The following is a 15315-nucleotide window of genomic DNA, read 5'->3' on the forward strand; positions in this document are numbered from 1 at the left end:
GTCAGAGGCGGTCGCCGGCTCGTCCGGTGGGACGAGCAGGCGTCAGCGTCCGGTCACTTGCCGCCGGCGAGCTTCTCCCGCAGCGCGGCGAGCGCCTCGTCGGTCGCGAGCGTGCCGGCCGGCTCCTCGGCCTGACGGCTCGGGGCCGAGGTCGAGGTGGTGGTGCCGCTGGTGGCGGGCGGAGCCGGGTTGGCGGCGGCCTCGGCGTCGGCGGCGCGGGAGGTCTGCACCTGCTTGGTGTGGGCCTCCCAGCGCTGACGCGCCTCGGCGTACTGCTGCTCCCAGGTCTCGCGCTGCTTGTCGTAGCCCTCGAGCCACTCGCCCGTCTCCGGGTCGAAGCCCTCCGGGTAGATGTAGTTGCCCTGCTCGTCGTAGGTCGCGGCCATGCCGTAGAGGGTCGGGTCGAAGTGCTCCTCGCCCTCGACGAAGCCCTCGTTGGCCTGCTTGAGCGACAGCGAGATCCGGCGACGCTCCAGGTCGATGTCGATGACCTTGACCATGACCTCGGAGCCGACCTGCACGACCTGCTCCGGGATCTCCACGTGGCGCTCGGCCAGCTCGGAGATGTGGACCAGGCCCTCGATGCCGTCGTCCACCCGGACGAACGCGCCGAACGGCACCAGCTTGGTGACCTTACCCGGCACGATCTGCTGGATCGCGTGGGTGCGGGCGAACTGACGCCACGGGTCCTCCTGCGTCGCCTTCAGCGACAGCGAGACCCGCTCGCGGTCCAGGTCGACGTCCAGGACCTCGACCTCGACCTCCTGGCCCACCTCGACGACCTCGGACGGGTGGTCGATGTGCTTCCAGGACAGCTCGGAGACGTGCACGAGGCCGTCCACGCCGCCCAGGTCGACGAACGCGCCGAAGTTGACGATCGAAGAGACGACGCCCTTGCGGACCTGCCCCTTCTGCAGCTTGTTGAGGAACTCGGTGCGCACCTCGGACTGCGTCTGCTCCAGCCAGGCCCGGCGGGACAGCACCACGTTGTTGCGGTTCTTGTCCAGCTCGATGATCTTGGCTTCGAGCTCGCGGCCGACGTACGGCTGCAGGTCACGCACACGCCGCATCTCGACGAGCGACGCGGGCAGGAAGCCACGCAGGCCGATGTCGAGGATGAGACCACCCTTGACGACCTCGATGACCGAGCCGCGGACGACGCCGTCCTCGTCCTTGATCTTCTCGATCGTGCCCCAGGCCCGCTCGTACTGCGCCCGCTTCTTGGAGAGGATCAGCCGACCCTCCTTGTCCTCCTTCTGGAGGACGAGGGCCTCGATGTGGTCGCCCACCGAAACAACCTCGGCCGGGTCCACGTCGTGCTTGATCGACAGCTCCCGAGAGGGGATGACACCCTCGGTCTTGTAGCCGATGTCGAGCAGGACCTCGTCCCGATCGACCTTGACGACGGTGCCTTCGACAATGTCGCCGTCGTTGAAGTACTTGATGGTCTCGTCGATCGCGGCGAGGAAAGCTTCCTCAGAGCCGAGGTCGTCGTGGGTGACCTTGTTGGCGCTCGAGGTGGCCTCGATGCTGCTCGTCATGTGGGCGGTTGCTCCGGTCGGATGGGTTGTCACAGCGGGCATGGGTGTCGCAGTGACTCTTCCGCGCCAACGGATCCGTCGCCGGGCACACCGAACGATCGACGCGAGAAGATCATTAGTGGCTCCGGTGACCGCGCACCTGCTCCCTGCCGAGGCACACGATCCGCGAGCGCATCGTCTAGCCTACCCGCTGCATTACCACAGCGTGCAAGCCCTCCCGGGTCCGCGCGAACTCATCGTCTGCGAAAGCGGAGATTTTGCGCGGTAAGGGGCCACAGCTGTCTCGTCCGTCACACCGGTCCCAACCGCCACCCCACCCGTTCGGCCGGAGGCCGCCGGACCTAGCGTGGACGGGTGGACGACGACAGGGTGACCCGCCGACGGGTCGACGCCGGCGAGATCCGCCGGGCCAACCGCGGCTGGTGGGACACCGACGCCGACGCGTACCAGGCCGAGCACGGCGCGTTCCTCGGCGACGTCGACTTCGTCTGGTGCCCGGAGGGCCTGCGCGAGGCCGACGCCCGGCTGCTCGGCGACGTGACCGGCCAGCGGATCCTGGAACTCGGCGCCGGCGCGGCCGCCGCCGCCCGCTGGCTCGCCGCCCAGGGCGCCCGGCCGGTCGCGCTGGACCTGTCCGCCGGAATGTTGCGGCACGCCGCCGAGGCCGCCGACCGCACCGGGGTACGCGTGCCGCTGGTGCAGGCCGACGCGCTCGCCCTGCCGTTCGCCGACGCCGCGTTCGACGCCGTCTGCACCGCGTTCGGCGCGATCCCGTTCGTGGACGACTCGGCGGCGGCGATGCGCGAGGTGGCGAGAGTGCTGCGCCCCGGCGGCCGGTGGGTCTTCTCGGTCACCCACCCGATGCGCTGGATCTTCCTGGACGACCCGGGCGAGGGCGGGCTGACCGCCGTGCACTCGTACTTCGACCGCTCCCCCTACGTCGAGCAGGACGAGCACGGGGTGGCCACGTACGTCGAGCAGCACCGCACGCTCGGCGACCGGATCCGGGAGCTGGTCGGCGCCGGTTTCCGCCTGCTGGACCTGGTGGAACCGGAGTGGCCGGCCGGGCACGAGGGGATCTGGGGCCAGTGGAGCCCGCTGCGCGGCCGGCTGTTCCCCGGCACCGCCATCTTCGTCGCCGAGAAGCCGGCAGGCTGAGCGCGTCGCACGTCCGGTGCGACATGAACTCCGGCACCCGGCGGTACGCTCGCCGCATGAGCGCCGAGCCCATCCCGGCATCACCTGGCCCCTGGTGTCCGGACCCGATGCGGCAGCAGCGTGCGGACTACACGCTGGAGGATCTGCTCACCCTGCCGCACGACGCCCCCCGCGTCGAACTCGTCGACGGAGTCATCCAGGTGACACCCTCCCCCACCCTGGGCCACCAGGACATCTCCCTCCTGCTCAGCCTCTGGCTGCGGTCGCACGCTCCGGCCGGGCTGCGGGTCGCCCAGGCCATCGGAGTCGGGCTCAGCCCCAACACCAGCCGGCAACCGGACGTCCTGCTCCACCACGCCGGGCTGCCGAGCGACTGGTCCCTCCTGCGGCCGGCGGACGTCGTCCTGGCCGTCGAGATCGTCTCCCCCGGCACCCGCCGGGTCGACCGGTTCGCCAAGCCGGGCGAGTACGCCGCCGCGGGAATCCCGTTCTACTGGCGGATCGAGCAGGATCCGGTGCACCTCTACGCGTACCGCCTCGGTGACCGGATCGGCCCGGGCGGCGAGCGGCAGTACGAGCTGGTCGACGACAGCAGCGAGGTGATCGAGCTGTCCGAGCCCTTCGCGATCAAGCTGCCGATCGCGGAGATCCGGCCCTGACGACGCCGTTACTCGGTACCGGCCGCGGGTAACCGGCCGGCATGGCCGAGAAGGAGTTCCGCGCCGGCGACCACGTCTCCTGGGCCAGCCACAGCGGCCGGGCGTACGGGGTGGTCAAGGAGAAGCTGACCGAGCGCACCCACGTACGCGGGCACACGGTGAACGCCTCGCCGGAGCAGCCGCAGTACCGGATCACCAACGACGACTCGGGCCGCGACGTCGCCCACCGCCCGGAGGTGCTGCGCCATGAGTCGCGCTGAGGACCCGCAGCAGACGTACCGGGAGTTCACCGACGCGGTGAACATGAAGCCCGGTGAGCTGACCCGCTGGCTGGAGACCGAGGAGTCCAAGCACGTCGGCTGGCACAAGAAGGGCACGCAGGGCGGCGAGTCGGTCGGGCACGACTCCGGCCGGCGCATCGTCGACCTGCTGCGCCGCAAGCGCGCCGACCTCACCGCCGCCGACTACAAGCACATGCGCAAGGTGATCGGGTACGTCCACCGCCACCTGGCCCAGCGCCCCTCCGGGGACGTCCGCGACACGAGGTGGCGCTGGTCGCTGATGAACTGGGGTCACGACCCGCTCAAGAGCTGACCCGGCCGGTCGTTCGCCGCGCGTTGGTACCGTGCCGGCGATGACGACAGACGTCTCGACCGCCGGCCGTCATCTCCGCGCCGGACGGGTGGTCCTCCTGGCCGGCCTCGGGCTCGTCGCCGTCGCCGCGATCGTCCTGGTGGCGACCGGGAACACCGGTGTCCGGTACAGCGCCGACCACGACGGCACCGTACCGATGTGGAGCCGCTGGATCCCGGCGCTGGCCGGAATCGCGCTGATCCGCCTGATCCCGCCCGCGCCCGACCCGAGGTGGCCGGACCCGGTGGCGCCGTACCGCGAGGCGGTGCCGCTGCTGCTGGCCGGGATCGCGTTCGCCGCCGTCATGCCGCTGCTCGGCGGCGAACCCGCGTACACGATGTTGAAGCTCGCGCTGCTGCTCGGCGTACCCCTCGTGGTGTTCCTGGCCGCGCGCCGCCGGCCGCCACGGTGGTCGCCGGGCCCGGCCCCGGCGGACGCCGCCCACCGGTGGGGTCCGGCGCTGCCGGTGGCGGTGTGGCTGGCGCTCAGCTACGCGACGCCGCTGGCCGTGCCGGCCAGCGACTGGGGGCGGACGGTCACGCCGGTCGAGCTGGTCGTGACGCTGCTGGTGGCCTTCGCGGTGAACGCGCTGCTGGAGGAGGTCTTCTACCGGCGGTGGCTGCAGACCCGGTGGGAGTCGCTGCTGGGACGCTGGCCGGCGATCGTGCTCGCGTCGCTGGTGTGGGCGGTCTGGCACGTGGCCATCCAGGGCAGCGGGCGGCCCGCCGTCGACCTGGCCACGGTGCTGGTCAACCACGGGGTGCTCGGCCTGTTCCTCGGCTACCTGTGGTCGCGGTACCGCCGGATGTGGCCGCTGCTGGTGGTGCACGGCGCGCTCAACGCGATGCCCACGCTGACCGGCCTCTGACTTGACCCTGCCGCCGGCGGCAGGGTCGGACGATGCCGGCATGGAACACAGCACACCGCGCGTCGTCGTGGTCACCGGCGCGGGAACCGGCATCGGCCGGGCCACCGCACAAGCCTTCGCCACCTGCGGGTACGCCGTCGTCGCCGTCGGCCGGCGCGCCGCGCCGCTGGTGGAGACCGCCGTCGGCCGGCCGGGCGTCACGCCGCTGACCGCCGACGTCACCGCCCCCGACGGGCCCGGCATGATCGTCCGCGAGGCCCTTGCCCGGTACGGCCGCCTGGACGTGCTGGTCAACAACGCGGGCGTGGCGGGCGGTGGTCCGCTGGCCGAACTGGACGAGGACGCCGCCAGGCGGCAGTTGGAGACGAACCTGCTGGGCCCGATCCGGCTGGCGCACGCCGCTCTGCCGGCGCTCACCGAGGCCCGCGGGGTGATCGTCAACGTCACCACGTCGGTCGGAGCGCGCGCCTGGCCGGGCAGTTCGGTGTACGCGGGCGGCAAGGCCGCGCTGGACTCGCTGACCCGCAGCTGGGCGGTGGAACTGGCGCCACGGGGAATCCGGGTGGTGGCGGTGGCACCCGGCGCGATCGACACCCCGATCGGCGAGCACAGTGGCTTGTCCCCCGAGCGGCGCGCGGCGGTGCGGGACTGGCAGCTCGCGCACACCCCGGCGGGCCGGATCGGCCGCCCGGAGGACGTAGCCTGGGCGATCCTGCGGTTGTGCGAGCCGGAGGCGGACTTCGTCACCGGCGTGGTGCTGCCGGTGGACGGGGGCGCGGTGGTCGCGTGAGAGGACGGTGGCGACGGTGCGGATCGGCGCGGTGGCGAAGGCGACGGGCTGCACGCCGCGTGCCCTGCGGCACTACGAGCGGGAAGGGCTCATCGCCTCGGCCCGGGCGGCGAACGGCTACCGCGAGTACGACGACGCCGTGGTCACCCGGGTCCGCAACATCCGTCACCTGCTCGACGCCGGGCTGACGCTGGACGACGTGCGCGCCTTCCTGCCCTGCCTGGACGGGGACGTGGCGTCGGCCCCGCCGTCACCGGCCGGGCTGCGCATCGGCCGGGAGCGCCTGGCCGTGCTGGACGCCCGGATCGCCGCCCAGGTGGCCGTCCGGGACCGCCTGGCCGCAGCACTCCAGGCCGCAACCCCACCCGCCGCGCCTCCACCATCGCCTCTGCTCTCGCCACCGCCTCGCATGCGGTGATCAAGGAGTTCGTGTGCCCGAACGAGCTCGGGCGTGACCCAAACTCCTTGATCACCGCCTGAGTGGGCGGGGGCGGGTGGGCGGAGGGTCAGTGGTCGGCGCTGTTCCAGTCGCGGCCCTCGCCCACCGACACCTCCAGCGGCACCGACAGCGGGTACGCCTCGCCCATCTGCTTGCGCACCAGCGCCTCCAGCGTCTCCCGCTCGCCCGGCGCGACCTCGAAGACCAGCTCGTCGTGCACCTGCAGCAGCATCCGGGACCGCAGCCCGGCCTCGCGCAGCGCGCTGTCGACGTGCAGCATGGCGACCTTGATGATGTCGGCCGCCGAGCCCTGGATCGGGGCGTTGAGCGCCATCCGCTCGGCCATCTCCCGGCGCTGCCGGTTGTCGCTGACCAGGTCGGGCAGGTAGCGGCGGCGGCCCAGGATGGTGGAGGTGTAGCCGTCCTGGCGGGCCCGGGCCACCACCTCCTGGAGATAGTCGCGGACTCCGCCGAACCCGGCGAAGTAGTTCTCCATCAGCCCGCGCGCCTCCTCGGCGGAGATGCCGAGCTGCTGGGACAGGCCGAACGCGCTGAGGCCGTACGCCAAGCCGTAGTTCATCGCCTTGATCTTGCGGCGCTGGTCGGCGGTGACCTCGCCGACCTCGACGGTGAAGACGGAGGACGCGGTGGCGGCGTGGAAGTCGTGCCCGGAGTTGAACGCCTCGATCAGCGCGTCGTCCGAGGACAGGTGCGCCATGATCCGCATCTCGATCTGGCTGTAGTCGGCGGTGAGCAGGCACTCGTAGCCCTCACCGACGACGAACGCGCGGCGGATCCGCCGCCCCTCCTCGGTGCGGATCGGGATGTTCTGCAGGTTCGGCTCGGTGGAGGACAGCCGCCCGGTCGCCGCCACCGTCTGGTTGAACGTGGTGTGGATCCGGCCGTCGTCGGAGACGGACTTGAGCAGCCCGTCGACTGTCGACTTGAGCTTCGCGACGTCGCGGTGGCGCAGCAGGTGGTGCAGCAGCGGGTGCTCGGTCTGGGCGTAGAGCCACTGGAGCGCGTCCGCGTCGGTGGTGTAGCCGGTCTTGATCCGCTTGGTCTTGGGCAGGCCCAGCTCGGTGAAGAGGATCTCCTGCAACTGCTTCGGCGACCCGAGGTTGAACTCGCGGCCGACCACCTCGTACGCGCTCTGGGCGGCGGCCTTCACCTCGGCGGCGAAGTGCGCCTCCAGCTCGGAGAGGTAGTCGGTGTCGGCGGCGATGCCGGTGCGCTCCATCGCGGCGAGCACCCGCATCAGCGGCAGCTCGACGCCGGCCATCAGCCGGGCCGACTGCTCGCCGTCGCGGGACAGCTCGGCGTCGATCGCGTCGGCCAGGTCGAGCGTGGCGCGGGCCTGGAGCATGAGGTTCTGCTCGGCCGCGCCCTCGTCGCCGAACCCGTCGAGCGTGAGCTGACCGGTCTCCGGCGCGTCGACGCGCAGCTCCCGGTGCAGGTAGCGCAGCGCCAGGTCGGTCAGGTCGTACGAGCGCTGGTCGGGGCGGGCCAGGTAGGCGGCGATCTGGGTGTCGCGGGCGATGCCCTGCAGCTCCCAGCCGTGCGCGGCGAACGCCAGCACCGCCGGCTTGCTGTCGTGCAGCACCTTCGGGCGGTCGGCGTCGGCCAGCCAGCCGGCCAGCGCGGCCTCGTCGCCGGCGTCCAGCCGGCTCGGGTCGAACCAGGCGCCCGCGCCGGCGGCGGTGGCCAGCGCCATTCCCGTCACGGTGGCGGTGTGGCGGCGGTTCGGGCCGGTGTCGAGCGTGACCGCCAGGCCGACCGGCGCGCCCGCCGGGGCGTGCGTGTCGAGCCAGCCCGCGAGCGAGCCCGGCTCGGTGAGCACCTCGCCGGCCAGCTCGAAGCCCGCGTCGGCCTCCGGCTCGACCGCTTCCAGATACTGGTAGAGCCGGTCGCGCAGGATGCGGAACTGGAGCGTGTCGAAGACCTGATGCACCGCTTCGCGGTCCCAGCCCTGCCAGCGGGCGTCCTCGGGGCGTACCGGCAGCTCCAGGTCGGAGACCAGGCAGTTGATCTCGTAGTTGCGGATCACGTCGGCGAGCCGCTCGCGCAGGCTGTCGCCGGCCTTGCCCTTGATCTCGTCGGCGCGGGCCACCACGCCCTCGACGCCGCCGTACAGGTTGATCCACTTGGCCGCGGTCTTCGGGCCGACGCCGGGCACGCCGGGCAGGTTGTCGCTGGTCTCGCCGACCAGCGCGGCCAGGTCGCGGTAGCGATCAGGGGTGACGCCGTACTTCGCCTCGACCGCGGCCGGGTCCATCCGGGCCAGGTCGGAGACGCCCTTGCGCGGGTAGAGCACCGTGACCCGCTCGCCGACGAGCTGGAACGCGTCCCGGTCGCCGGTGGTGATCAGCACGTCCATGCCCTGGTCGCGAGCCTGGCAGGCGAGCGTGGCGATGACGTCGTCGGCCTCGTAGCCCTCCTTCTCGACCACCGGCACGCGCAGCGCGGCGAGGACCTCCTTGACCAGGCTGACCTGGCCCTTGAAGTCGGTGGGGGTCTCGCTGCGGCCGGCCTTGTACTCGGAGTACTTCTCGGTGCGGAAGGAACGGCGGGACACGTCGAACGCGACCACGATGTGCGTCGGCTGCTCGTCGCGCAGCACGTTGATCAGCATCGAGGTGAAGCCGTAGACGGCGTTCGTCGGCTGCCCCGTGGTGGTGGAGAAGTTCTCCACAGGCAGGGCGAAGAACGCCCGGTATGCCAGGGAATGTCCGTCGACGAGGAGCAGGCGCGGCGTCGTAGCTGTCACGGCTGCGACTCTAGTCCGTACGCCCGACAACTCCGGCCTCCGGTGCGGCGCGCGCCGCACCGGAGGCCGAGGTCAGAGAACCTTGGCCAGGAACGCCTTGGTCCGCTCGTGCTTCGGCGCCGAGATCACCTCGCGCGGGTCCCCCTGCTCGACCACCACGCCGCCGTCCATGAACACGAGGTGGTCGCCCACCTCGCGGGCGAAGCCGATCTCGTGGGTCACCACAATCATCGTCATGCCGTCGCGGGCCAGGTCCTTCATCGTGTCCAGCACCTCGCCCACCAGCTCCGGGTCGAGCGCGCTGGTCGGCTCGTCGAACAGCATCAGCTTCGGCCGCATGGCCAGCGCCCGGGCGATCGCCACCCGCTGCTGCTGGCCGCCGGAGAGCTGACCGGGGTACGCGCCGAGCTTGTCGCCCAGCCCCACCCGGTCCAGCAGCTGCGCGGCGTGCTCCCGGGCCTCCGTCTTCTTGGCCTGGCGCAGCAGCACCGGGGCCTCCATGACGTTCTGCAGCACCGTCATGTGCGGGAACAGGTTGAACCGCTGGAACACCATGCCGATGGCACGGCGCTGCGCGGCCACGTCCCGGTCGCGCATCTCGTACAGCTTGCCGCCGCGCTCCCGGTAGCCGATCAGGTCGCCGTCGACCCAGATGCGGCCGGCGTCGATCTTCTCCAGGTGGTTGATGCAGCGCAGGAACGTCGACTTGCCGGAGCCGGAGGGCCCGAGCAGGCAGCACACCTCGCCGGAGCGGACCTCCAGGTCGATGCCCTTGAGCACCTCCAGCGGCCCGAACGACTTGTGCACCTGCTCGGCCCGGACCATCAGCCCGGACTCGGCGGCCGACGCGGTGGCCTGCGCGGGCACGATCAGCTCGGTCACTTCACCACCCCCGCGCCGCCGCCGGCCTCGGCAGTCATCCCCCGCAGCTTCAGCCGGGCCCGTCCGGTCACGCCGTAGCCCTTGCCGAAGTGGCGTTCCAGGTAGTACTGCCCGACGAGCAGGATGCTGGTCAGGAACAGGTACCACAGGCAGGCCGCGACGTACATCGGGAAGATCTGGAACGTCCGTTTGCCGACCGCGTCGAGCTGGAAGAACAGCTCCACGCTCACCGGCACGTAGAGCAACAGGGACGTGTCCTTGAGCATGGCGATCGTCTCGTTGCCGGTCGGCGGAATGATCACCCGCATCGCCTGCGGCAGCACCACCCGGCGCAGCAACTGGGAACGGCTCAGGCCGAGCGCCTGGGCGGCCTCGGTCTGGCCGGGGTCGACCGACTGGATGCCGGCCCGGACGATCTCCGCCATGTACGCGGCCTCGGAGAGCGCGAGGCCGAGCAGACCGGCCATGAACCCGGTGAGGATGTCACGGGAGGAGAACCCGAACAGCCGCAGTTGCAGGTTGTCGATGCCGAACAGCTGGCCGATCTGGGTGTCGAACGGCACCCCGAACTCGACCCGGCTCCACAGGATGCCGATGTTGCCGAAGACGGCCAGCAGCACCAGCCGGGGCACGGCCCGGAAGAACCAGGTGTAGAGCCACGCCACGCCGCGCAGGATCGGGTTGTCCGACAGCCGCATCACCGCGATCACCACGCCGAGCGTGACACCGATCAGCATCGCGCTGACCGTCATCAGCACGGTGCCGCGCAGCAGGCCCTCGATGATCGGCGGCCGGAACATCTTGTCGACCATGAAGGACCAGTTGAAGGCCTCATTGGTCACCAGCAGGTGGACGAACATCGCGGCCAGGACGGAGAGCACCGCCACCGCGACCCATCGTCCGGGGTGCCGCACGGGCACGGCCTTGATCGGTTCCGGCCGTGCCCGTGCGGTTGTCGCTTCCTCGGTGGTCATGTCGTCACGGGTTGATCGCGGGGTCCGTGATCGCGCCGTCTCCCACCTTCCACTTGTCGAGCACCTGCTTGTAGGAGCCGTCGGCGATCACGGCCTTGGTGGCGTCACGCACCGCCTCGGCCAGCTGCGTCTGCTCCTTGGCCAGCACGTAGCCGTACGGCGCCGCCTCGTACTGCTTGTCCAGCAGCTCCAGGGCGTCGTTGGACTGCGTCACCGCGTACACGCCGACCGGGTAGTCGGCCAGCATCGCGTCGTCCTTGCCGGACACGACGGCGGCGGTGGCGGCGTCCTGGCCCGGGAACTGGTCGACGGTGATGGCCGGCTTACCGGCGTCGGTGCACGCCTTGGAGCGCTTCTGGATGTCCTCGACCTGGACCGTGTCCTTCTGCACCGCGATCTTCTTGCCGCAGGCGTTGTCCAGCGCGACCCCGGCCGGGTTGCCCTTCTTGGTCACCCACTGCGTGCCGACCTGGAAGTAGCTGACCATGTTGGCCTGGCCCTTGCGCTCGTCGTTGATGGTGAACGACGAGACGCCCGCCTCGTACTTGCCCGAGTTGACGCCGTTGATGATGTCGCCGAACGGCGCCGAGACGAACTCCGCCTTGAGGCCCAGCTTGGCCGCCACCGCGGTGAACAGTTCGACGTCGAAGCCGATCACGGTCTTACCGTCCGTGTCCAGGAACTCCGCCGGGGCGTAGGTGGAGTCGGTGCCCACCACGATCTTGCCGTCCGACTTGATCGCGTCCGGGACCTTCGCGGCCAGCGCGGCGTCGACCGACGACGAGACGCTGGGGCCGCCACCGGGCTGCTCGGTGCTCTCCTCCTCGCCGCACGCGGCGAGGGAGAGCAGCAGGACGGCCGCACCGGCGACGCCGAGCGCCGCCCGCCGTCCGGGGTTGGGGTGGAACATGGCTGTACTCCTTATTGCGAGGGGTCGGTCGGTCAGGCCACGCCGAGGTAGGCCTCTTTGACCGAGGGGTCGTGCAGCAGGTCCGCGCCGGTGCCGCTCTTGACGATCCGGCCGGTCTCCAGCACGTACGCCCGGTGGGCGCGCGCCAGCGCCTGCTGGGCGTTCTGCTCCACCAGCAGGATCGTGGTGCCCTGCTGGTTGATCTCCGTGATGATCGTGAAGATCTGCTGGATCAGCATCGGCGCGAGGCCCATCGACGGCTCGTCGAGCAGCAGCAGCTTCGGCCGGCTCATCAGCGCCCGGCCGACCGCGAGCATCTGCTGCTCACCGCCGGAGAGCGTGCCGCCGGCCTGCTTGCGCCGCTCGGCCAGCCGCGGGAACAGGTCCAGCACCCGGGCCAGGTCCTGCGCGATGCCGGCCTTGTCGCGCCGGGTGTACGCGCCCATGTCGAGGTTCTCCAGCACCGTCATGCCGGGGAAGATGCCCCGGCCCTCGGGCGCCTGGCACAGCCCGCGCCGGACCCGCAGGTCGGCGCGGAGCTTGGTGATGTCCTCACCGGCGAACTTGATCGTGCCGGAGGCGACCGGCCGGATGCCGGAGATCGCCCGCATGGTAGTGGACTTGCCGGCGCCGTTCGCGCCGATCAGCGCGACGATCTCCCCCTCGTCCACGGTCAGGCTGATGCCGTGCAGCGCCTGGATCCGCCCGTAGAGCAGGCTCACGTCCTCGATCTCAAGCAGCATCGTCCGGCACCCCCAGGTACGCCGCGACCACCTTCGGGTTGTCCCGCACCTCGGCGGGCAGCCCTTCGGCGATCTTCTTTCCGAACTCCAGGACCACGATCCGATCGGTCACGCCCATCACCAGGCGCATGTCGTGCTCGATCAGCAGCACCGTCACGCCCTGGTCCCGGATCTGCCGGATGAGCTGCAGCAGCTCCTCCTTCTCCGCCGGGTTGAAGCCGGCGGCCGGCTCGTCCAGGCAGAGCAGCTTCGGGTCGGTGGCCAGCGCGCGGGCGATCTCCAGCCGGCGCTGCTCGCCGTAGGACAGGTTGCGGGCGAACTCGTGCATCCGGTTGCTGATGCCGACGAACTCCAGCAGGCGCTCGGCCTTCTCCCGGCCCTCGCGCTCCTCCTTCCAGTGCCGCGGCAGGCGCAGCAGGGCGGCGATCACGCTGGTCTTGTGGTGCGCGTCCGCGCCGACCTGGACGTTCTCCAGCGCGGTCATCTCCGGGAAGAGACGGATGTTCTGGAACGTACGGGCCATGCCCATCCGGGTGATCTGGTGGCGCTTCTTGCCACTGATCTTCTGGCCCAGGAACCGGATCTGCCCCTCGGTGGGCTGGTAGATACCGGTCATCGCGTTGAAGCAGGTGGTCTTGCCGGCGCCGTTCGGTCCGATCAGACCGAGGATCTCCCCCTTGTAGAGGGTGAAGTCCACGTCGTTGAGGGCCACCACACCGCCGAAGCGCAGCGTGACGTGGTCGACCTCCAGCAACGGCTCCCGCTTGTCGACCGTCTCGACGGCGGGGGCCGCCGCCTGGGCCGGAACTGCCGGGGTCTGCTCGGTGTCACTCACCGACGATCACCTCCTTGCGGCGGTCCTTGAACTCCGCCGCTCGTCGCCGGTTCGGGATCAGGCCCTGCGGCCGGAAGATCATCATCACCACGAGCACCAGACCGAAGAAGAGGAACCGGTACTCGTACAGCTCGATGCCGAACAGCTCGATGCCGCGGAACCGCTCGATCATGTACGCGACCAGGCCGCCGCCGACGATCGCGCCGACGATGTTGCCCGAGCCGCCGAAGATGACGGCGGCCAGGATGATGATCGAGTTGAGCAGCTCGAAGTTCTGCGAGTTGACGAAGTTCTGCTTACCGGCGAACAACGCGCCGGCCAGACCGGCGATGGCCGCGCCGGAGGCGAACGCCCACAGCTTGAACTTGAACGTCGGCACACCCATGAGCTGGGCCGCGTCCTCGTCCTCACGGATCGAGATCCAGGCCCGGCCGACCCGGCTGTGGGTCAGGTTCCGCACCCCGATCACCACCAGGATGATCAGCGTGAGCACCAGCCAGTAGTACGGGCGGGCGTCGAGCACGCCGAACCACGGCCGGCCGTCGGCGTACTGGCCGGGCGGGTGCGGAATCTGGTTGAAGCCGCGCTGTCCCTTGAGGAACTCGGAGCTGACCGCAGCGATCCGGATCATCTCGGCGAAGCCGAGCGTCACCAGCGCCAGGTAGTCGCCGCGCAGACGCAGCGTCGGCGTGCCGAGCATGACGCCGGAGACCATGGTCAGGCCGATCGCGATCGGCACCACCGCCAGCCACGGCCACAGCGTCTTGAGGTCACTGCTCGGCGAGGTCAGCACCGCCACCGTGTACGCGCCGACGGCGAAGAAGCCGAAGTAGCCGAGGTCGAGCAGACCGGCGAAGCCGACCACGATGTTGAGGCCGACCGCCAGCAGCACGTAGATCGAGACCGTGAACATCACCTGGGTGAAGTTCGCGCCGGGCGTCGGGATCGGCCCGAGGTACTGGTAGAACTCCTTGTTCGGCAGCGCGTAGAAGAACGCGATGACCGCGACCAGCAGCACCCAGCGGACCCAGCGCGGCGCGTGGTGCCAGCGCTCCGAGATCGCGTGCCGGCCCTGCCGCAGCTTGTCCGCCGCCGTCTCCCGCCGCTCCGGCGGGTCGATGGTGGTCGTCATGCGCGTGCCCTCCCCAGTGATTCGCCGAGCAGACCGGTCGGCCGGAACATCAGCAGCACGACCAGCACCGCGAACGCGGCGAAGTCCTTCCACTGACTGCCGAACAGGCCCGCGGCGTAGTTCTCCACGACGCCGAGCAGCAACCCGCCGACGAGCGCGCCGCGCAGGTTGCCGATACCGCCGAGCACCGCGGCGGTGAACGCCTTGAGGCCCAGCAGGAAGCCGACGCTGTAGGTGAGCGTCTGGATCCGCACGTCGTAGAGCAGGCCCGCGACGCCGGCCATGGTGCCACCGGCGATGAAGACCATCAGGATGATGCGGTCCTTGTTGACGCCCATCAGCGCCGCCGTGTTGGCGTCCTGGGCCACCGCCCGGATGCCGCGGCCGGTACGGCTGCGGTTGATGAACTGGTCCAGCGCGAACATCATCACCAGCGCGGAACCGATCGTGAGCAGCTGCACCGCGTCGATCGGCACCCCGGCGATGTGGAACAGCGGCTCCGAGCTGACCAGGATCGGCGCGCCCTCCGGCCGACGCCGGGTGTAGACGCCGAACGCCTCGGAGATGGCGATCGAGGCGCCGATGGCGGTGATGAGGAACGCCAGCGGCGGCGCGTTGCGCTTGCGCAGCGGCCGGTACGCCACCCGTTCGATCACCGTCGCGGTGCCCGCCGAGGCGATGGCCGCCACGATCATCGCCACCAGCAGGTAGAACAGGATCGAGCCGAGGCCGCTGACCTGCGAGTTCTGGTCGAGTCCGAATCCGTTCCAGGTCCAGATCGCGGCGAACGCGCCGGCGATGAAGACCTCGGAGTGGGCGAAGTTGATGAGCCTGAGCACGCCGTACACAAGCGTGTAGCCGAGCGCGACCAGGGCGTAGATGGCGCCCTGCGTCAAGCCGGTCGTGGTGAGTTCCCCGAAGTTGGAGAACAATCCGTCGAAGTCCAAGGGAGGGACGCTCCGTCGCTCAAGAGAAAAAGAGGGT

Annotated in this window: 16 protein-coding genes; 7 read left to right on the plus strand and 9 right to left on the minus strand. The window is 70.4% G+C overall.

The window, feature by feature from the left end; all coding sequences use genetic code 11:
* Window positions 1-53: 53 nt before the first annotated feature.
* A complete protein-coding gene (gene rpsA, locus J3R08_RS21910) occupies window positions 54-1583 on the minus strand; it encodes a 30S ribosomal protein S1 (protein ID WP_051611429.1) in 1530 nt (509 codons plus the stop codon).
* Window positions 1584-1895: 312 nt separating this feature from the next.
* Here rpsA and J3R08_RS21915 point away from each other — a divergent pair, with 312 nt between their 5' ends.
* The 7 genes from J3R08_RS21915 to J3R08_RS21945 are packed head-to-tail and all read left to right on the plus strand — an operon-like array spanning window position 1896 to window position 6067.
* Window positions 1896-2699, plus strand: coding sequence for a class I SAM-dependent methyltransferase (locus J3R08_RS21915; protein ID WP_174535928.1), 804 nt, complete (start codon window positions 1896-1898; stop codon window positions 2697-2699).
* 56 nt (window positions 2700-2755) lie between these two features.
* Window positions 2756-3358, plus strand: coding sequence for a Uma2 family endonuclease (locus tag J3R08_RS21920; RefSeq protein WP_245254789.1), 603 nt, complete (start codon window positions 2756-2758; stop codon window positions 3356-3358).
* Between the two features lie 41 nt (window positions 3359-3399).
* Window positions 3400-3618: a DUF2945 domain-containing protein gene (locus J3R08_RS21925; protein WP_030503817.1), complete on the plus strand. Its 219-nt coding sequence runs from the start codon at window positions 3400-3402 to the stop codon at window positions 3616-3618.
* On the plus strand, window positions 3605-3952 hold the full coding sequence (locus tag J3R08_RS21930) for a DUF3140 domain-containing protein (protein WP_073830920.1): 348 nt from the start codon (window positions 3605-3607) through the stop codon (window positions 3950-3952). The genes J3R08_RS21925 and J3R08_RS21930 overlap by 14 nt, the downstream gene beginning before the upstream one ends.
* Window positions 3953-3992: 40 nt before the next feature.
* The gene (locus J3R08_RS21935) at window positions 3993-4859 is read left to right on the plus strand and encodes a CPBP family intramembrane glutamic endopeptidase (RefSeq protein ID WP_209962640.1); all 867 of its coding nucleotides are present in this window, start codon (window positions 3993-3995) and stop codon (window positions 4857-4859) included.
* A gap of 40 nt (window positions 4860-4899) precedes the next feature.
* Window positions 4900-5649, plus strand: coding sequence for an SDR family NAD(P)-dependent oxidoreductase (locus tag J3R08_RS21940; RefSeq protein WP_209962642.1), 750 nt, complete (start codon window positions 4900-4902; stop codon window positions 5647-5649).
* Window positions 5650-5656: 7 nt separating this feature from the next.
* The gene (locus J3R08_RS21945; protein WP_209962643.1) at window positions 5657-6067 is read left to right on the plus strand and encodes a MerR family transcriptional regulator; all 411 of its coding nucleotides are present in this window, start codon (window positions 5657-5659) and stop codon (window positions 6065-6067) included.
* 88 nt (window positions 6068-6155) lie between these two features.
* Here the strand turns inward: J3R08_RS21945 and polA are convergent, their stop codons facing one another.
* From polA to J3R08_RS21985, 8 genes are all read right to left on the minus strand, one after another.
* The gene (gene polA / locus J3R08_RS21950) at window positions 6156-8855 is read right to left on the minus strand and encodes a DNA polymerase I (RefSeq protein ID WP_209962646.1); all 2700 of its coding nucleotides are present in this window, start codon (window positions 8853-8855) and stop codon (window positions 6156-6158) included.
* A 72-nt stretch (window positions 8856-8927) separates the two neighbouring features.
* A complete protein-coding gene (locus tag J3R08_RS21955) occupies window positions 8928-9680 on the minus strand; it encodes an amino acid ABC transporter ATP-binding protein (protein ID WP_166456915.1) in 753 nt (250 codons plus the stop codon).
* A 53-nt stretch (window positions 9681-9733) separates the two neighbouring features.
* Complete coding sequence (locus J3R08_RS21960; protein ID WP_064445278.1) at window positions 9734-10711, minus strand: amino acid ABC transporter permease; 978 nt, start codon at window positions 10709-10711, stop codon at window positions 9734-9736.
* A 4-nt stretch (window positions 10712-10715) separates the two neighbouring features.
* Window positions 10716-11621, minus strand: coding sequence for an ABC transporter substrate-binding protein (locus J3R08_RS21965; RefSeq protein ID WP_064445277.1), 906 nt, complete (start codon window positions 11619-11621; stop codon window positions 10716-10718).
* Between the two features lie 32 nt (window positions 11622-11653).
* Entirely contained in the window at window positions 11654-12364 is a 711-nt protein-coding gene (locus J3R08_RS21970) for an ABC transporter ATP-binding protein (RefSeq protein WP_043329572.1), read from the minus strand.
* Window positions 12354-13199, minus strand: a complete 846-nt coding sequence (locus J3R08_RS21975; RefSeq protein WP_030503808.1) for an ABC transporter ATP-binding protein — start codon at window positions 13197-13199, stop codon at window positions 12354-12356. The genes J3R08_RS21970 and J3R08_RS21975 overlap by 11 nt, the downstream gene beginning before the upstream one ends.
* Window positions 13192-14331 (minus strand): branched-chain amino acid ABC transporter permease, encoded by a 1140-nt coding sequence (locus tag J3R08_RS21980; RefSeq protein WP_030503807.1) that lies wholly within the window; start codon window positions 14329-14331, stop codon window positions 13192-13194. The genes J3R08_RS21975 and J3R08_RS21980 overlap by 8 nt, the downstream gene beginning before the upstream one ends.
* Window positions 14328-15278: a branched-chain amino acid ABC transporter permease gene (locus tag J3R08_RS21985; RefSeq protein ID WP_043329571.1), complete on the minus strand. Its 951-nt coding sequence runs from the start codon at window positions 15276-15278 to the stop codon at window positions 14328-14330. Before J3R08_RS21985 ends, J3R08_RS21980 begins: the two co-directional genes overlap by 4 nt.
* Window positions 15279-15315: the final 37 nt, after the last annotated feature.

It is taken from the genome of Micromonospora sp. HB375 (assembly GCF_017872985.1).
In the GTDB taxonomy this organism is placed as follows: Bacteria; Actinomycetota; Actinomycetes; order Mycobacteriales; family Micromonosporaceae; genus Micromonospora; species Micromonospora chalcea.

What these genes read in the sequence shown, in the direction of transcription:
- J3R08_RS21935 (WP_209962640.1), top strand. Translation starts at nt 3,993, where the DNA reads ATGACGACAGACGTCTCGACCGCCGGCCGTCATCTCCGCGCCGGACGG.
- J3R08_RS21965 (WP_064445277.1), bottom strand. Translation starts at nt 11,621, where the DNA reads ATGTTCCACCCCAACCCCGGACGGCGGGCGGCGCTCGGCGTCGCCGGT.
- J3R08_RS21955 (WP_166456915.1), bottom strand. Translation starts at nt 9,680, where the DNA reads ATGGTCCGGGCCGAGCAGGTGCACAAGTCGTTCGGGCCGCTGGAGGTG.
- J3R08_RS21930 (WP_073830920.1), top strand. Translation starts at nt 3,605, where the DNA reads ATGAGTCGCGCTGAGGACCCGCAGCAGACGTACCGGGAGTTCACCGAC.
- J3R08_RS21980 (WP_030503807.1), bottom strand. Translation starts at nt 14,331, where the DNA reads ATGACGACCACCATCGACCCGCCGGAGCGGCGGGAGACGGCGGCGGAC.
- J3R08_RS21940 (WP_209962642.1), top strand. Translation starts at nt 4,900, where the DNA reads ATGGAACACAGCACACCGCGCGTCGTCGTGGTCACCGGCGCGGGAACC.
- rpsA (WP_051611429.1), bottom strand. Translation starts at nt 1,583, where the DNA reads ATGCCCGCTGTGACAACCCATCCGACCGGAGCAACCGCCCACATGACG.
- J3R08_RS21920 (WP_245254789.1), top strand. Translation starts at nt 2,756, where the DNA reads ATGAGCGCCGAGCCCATCCCGGCATCACCTGGCCCCTGGTGTCCGGAC.
- J3R08_RS21970 (WP_043329572.1), bottom strand. Translation starts at nt 12,364, where the DNA reads ATGCTGCTTGAGATCGAGGACGTGAGCCTGCTCTACGGGCGGATCCAG.
- J3R08_RS21960 (WP_064445278.1), bottom strand. Translation starts at nt 10,711, where the DNA reads ATGACCACCGAGGAAGCGACAACCGCACGGGCACGGCCGGAACCGATC.
- J3R08_RS21925 (WP_030503817.1), top strand. Translation starts at nt 3,400, where the DNA reads ATGGCCGAGAAGGAGTTCCGCGCCGGCGACCACGTCTCCTGGGCCAGC.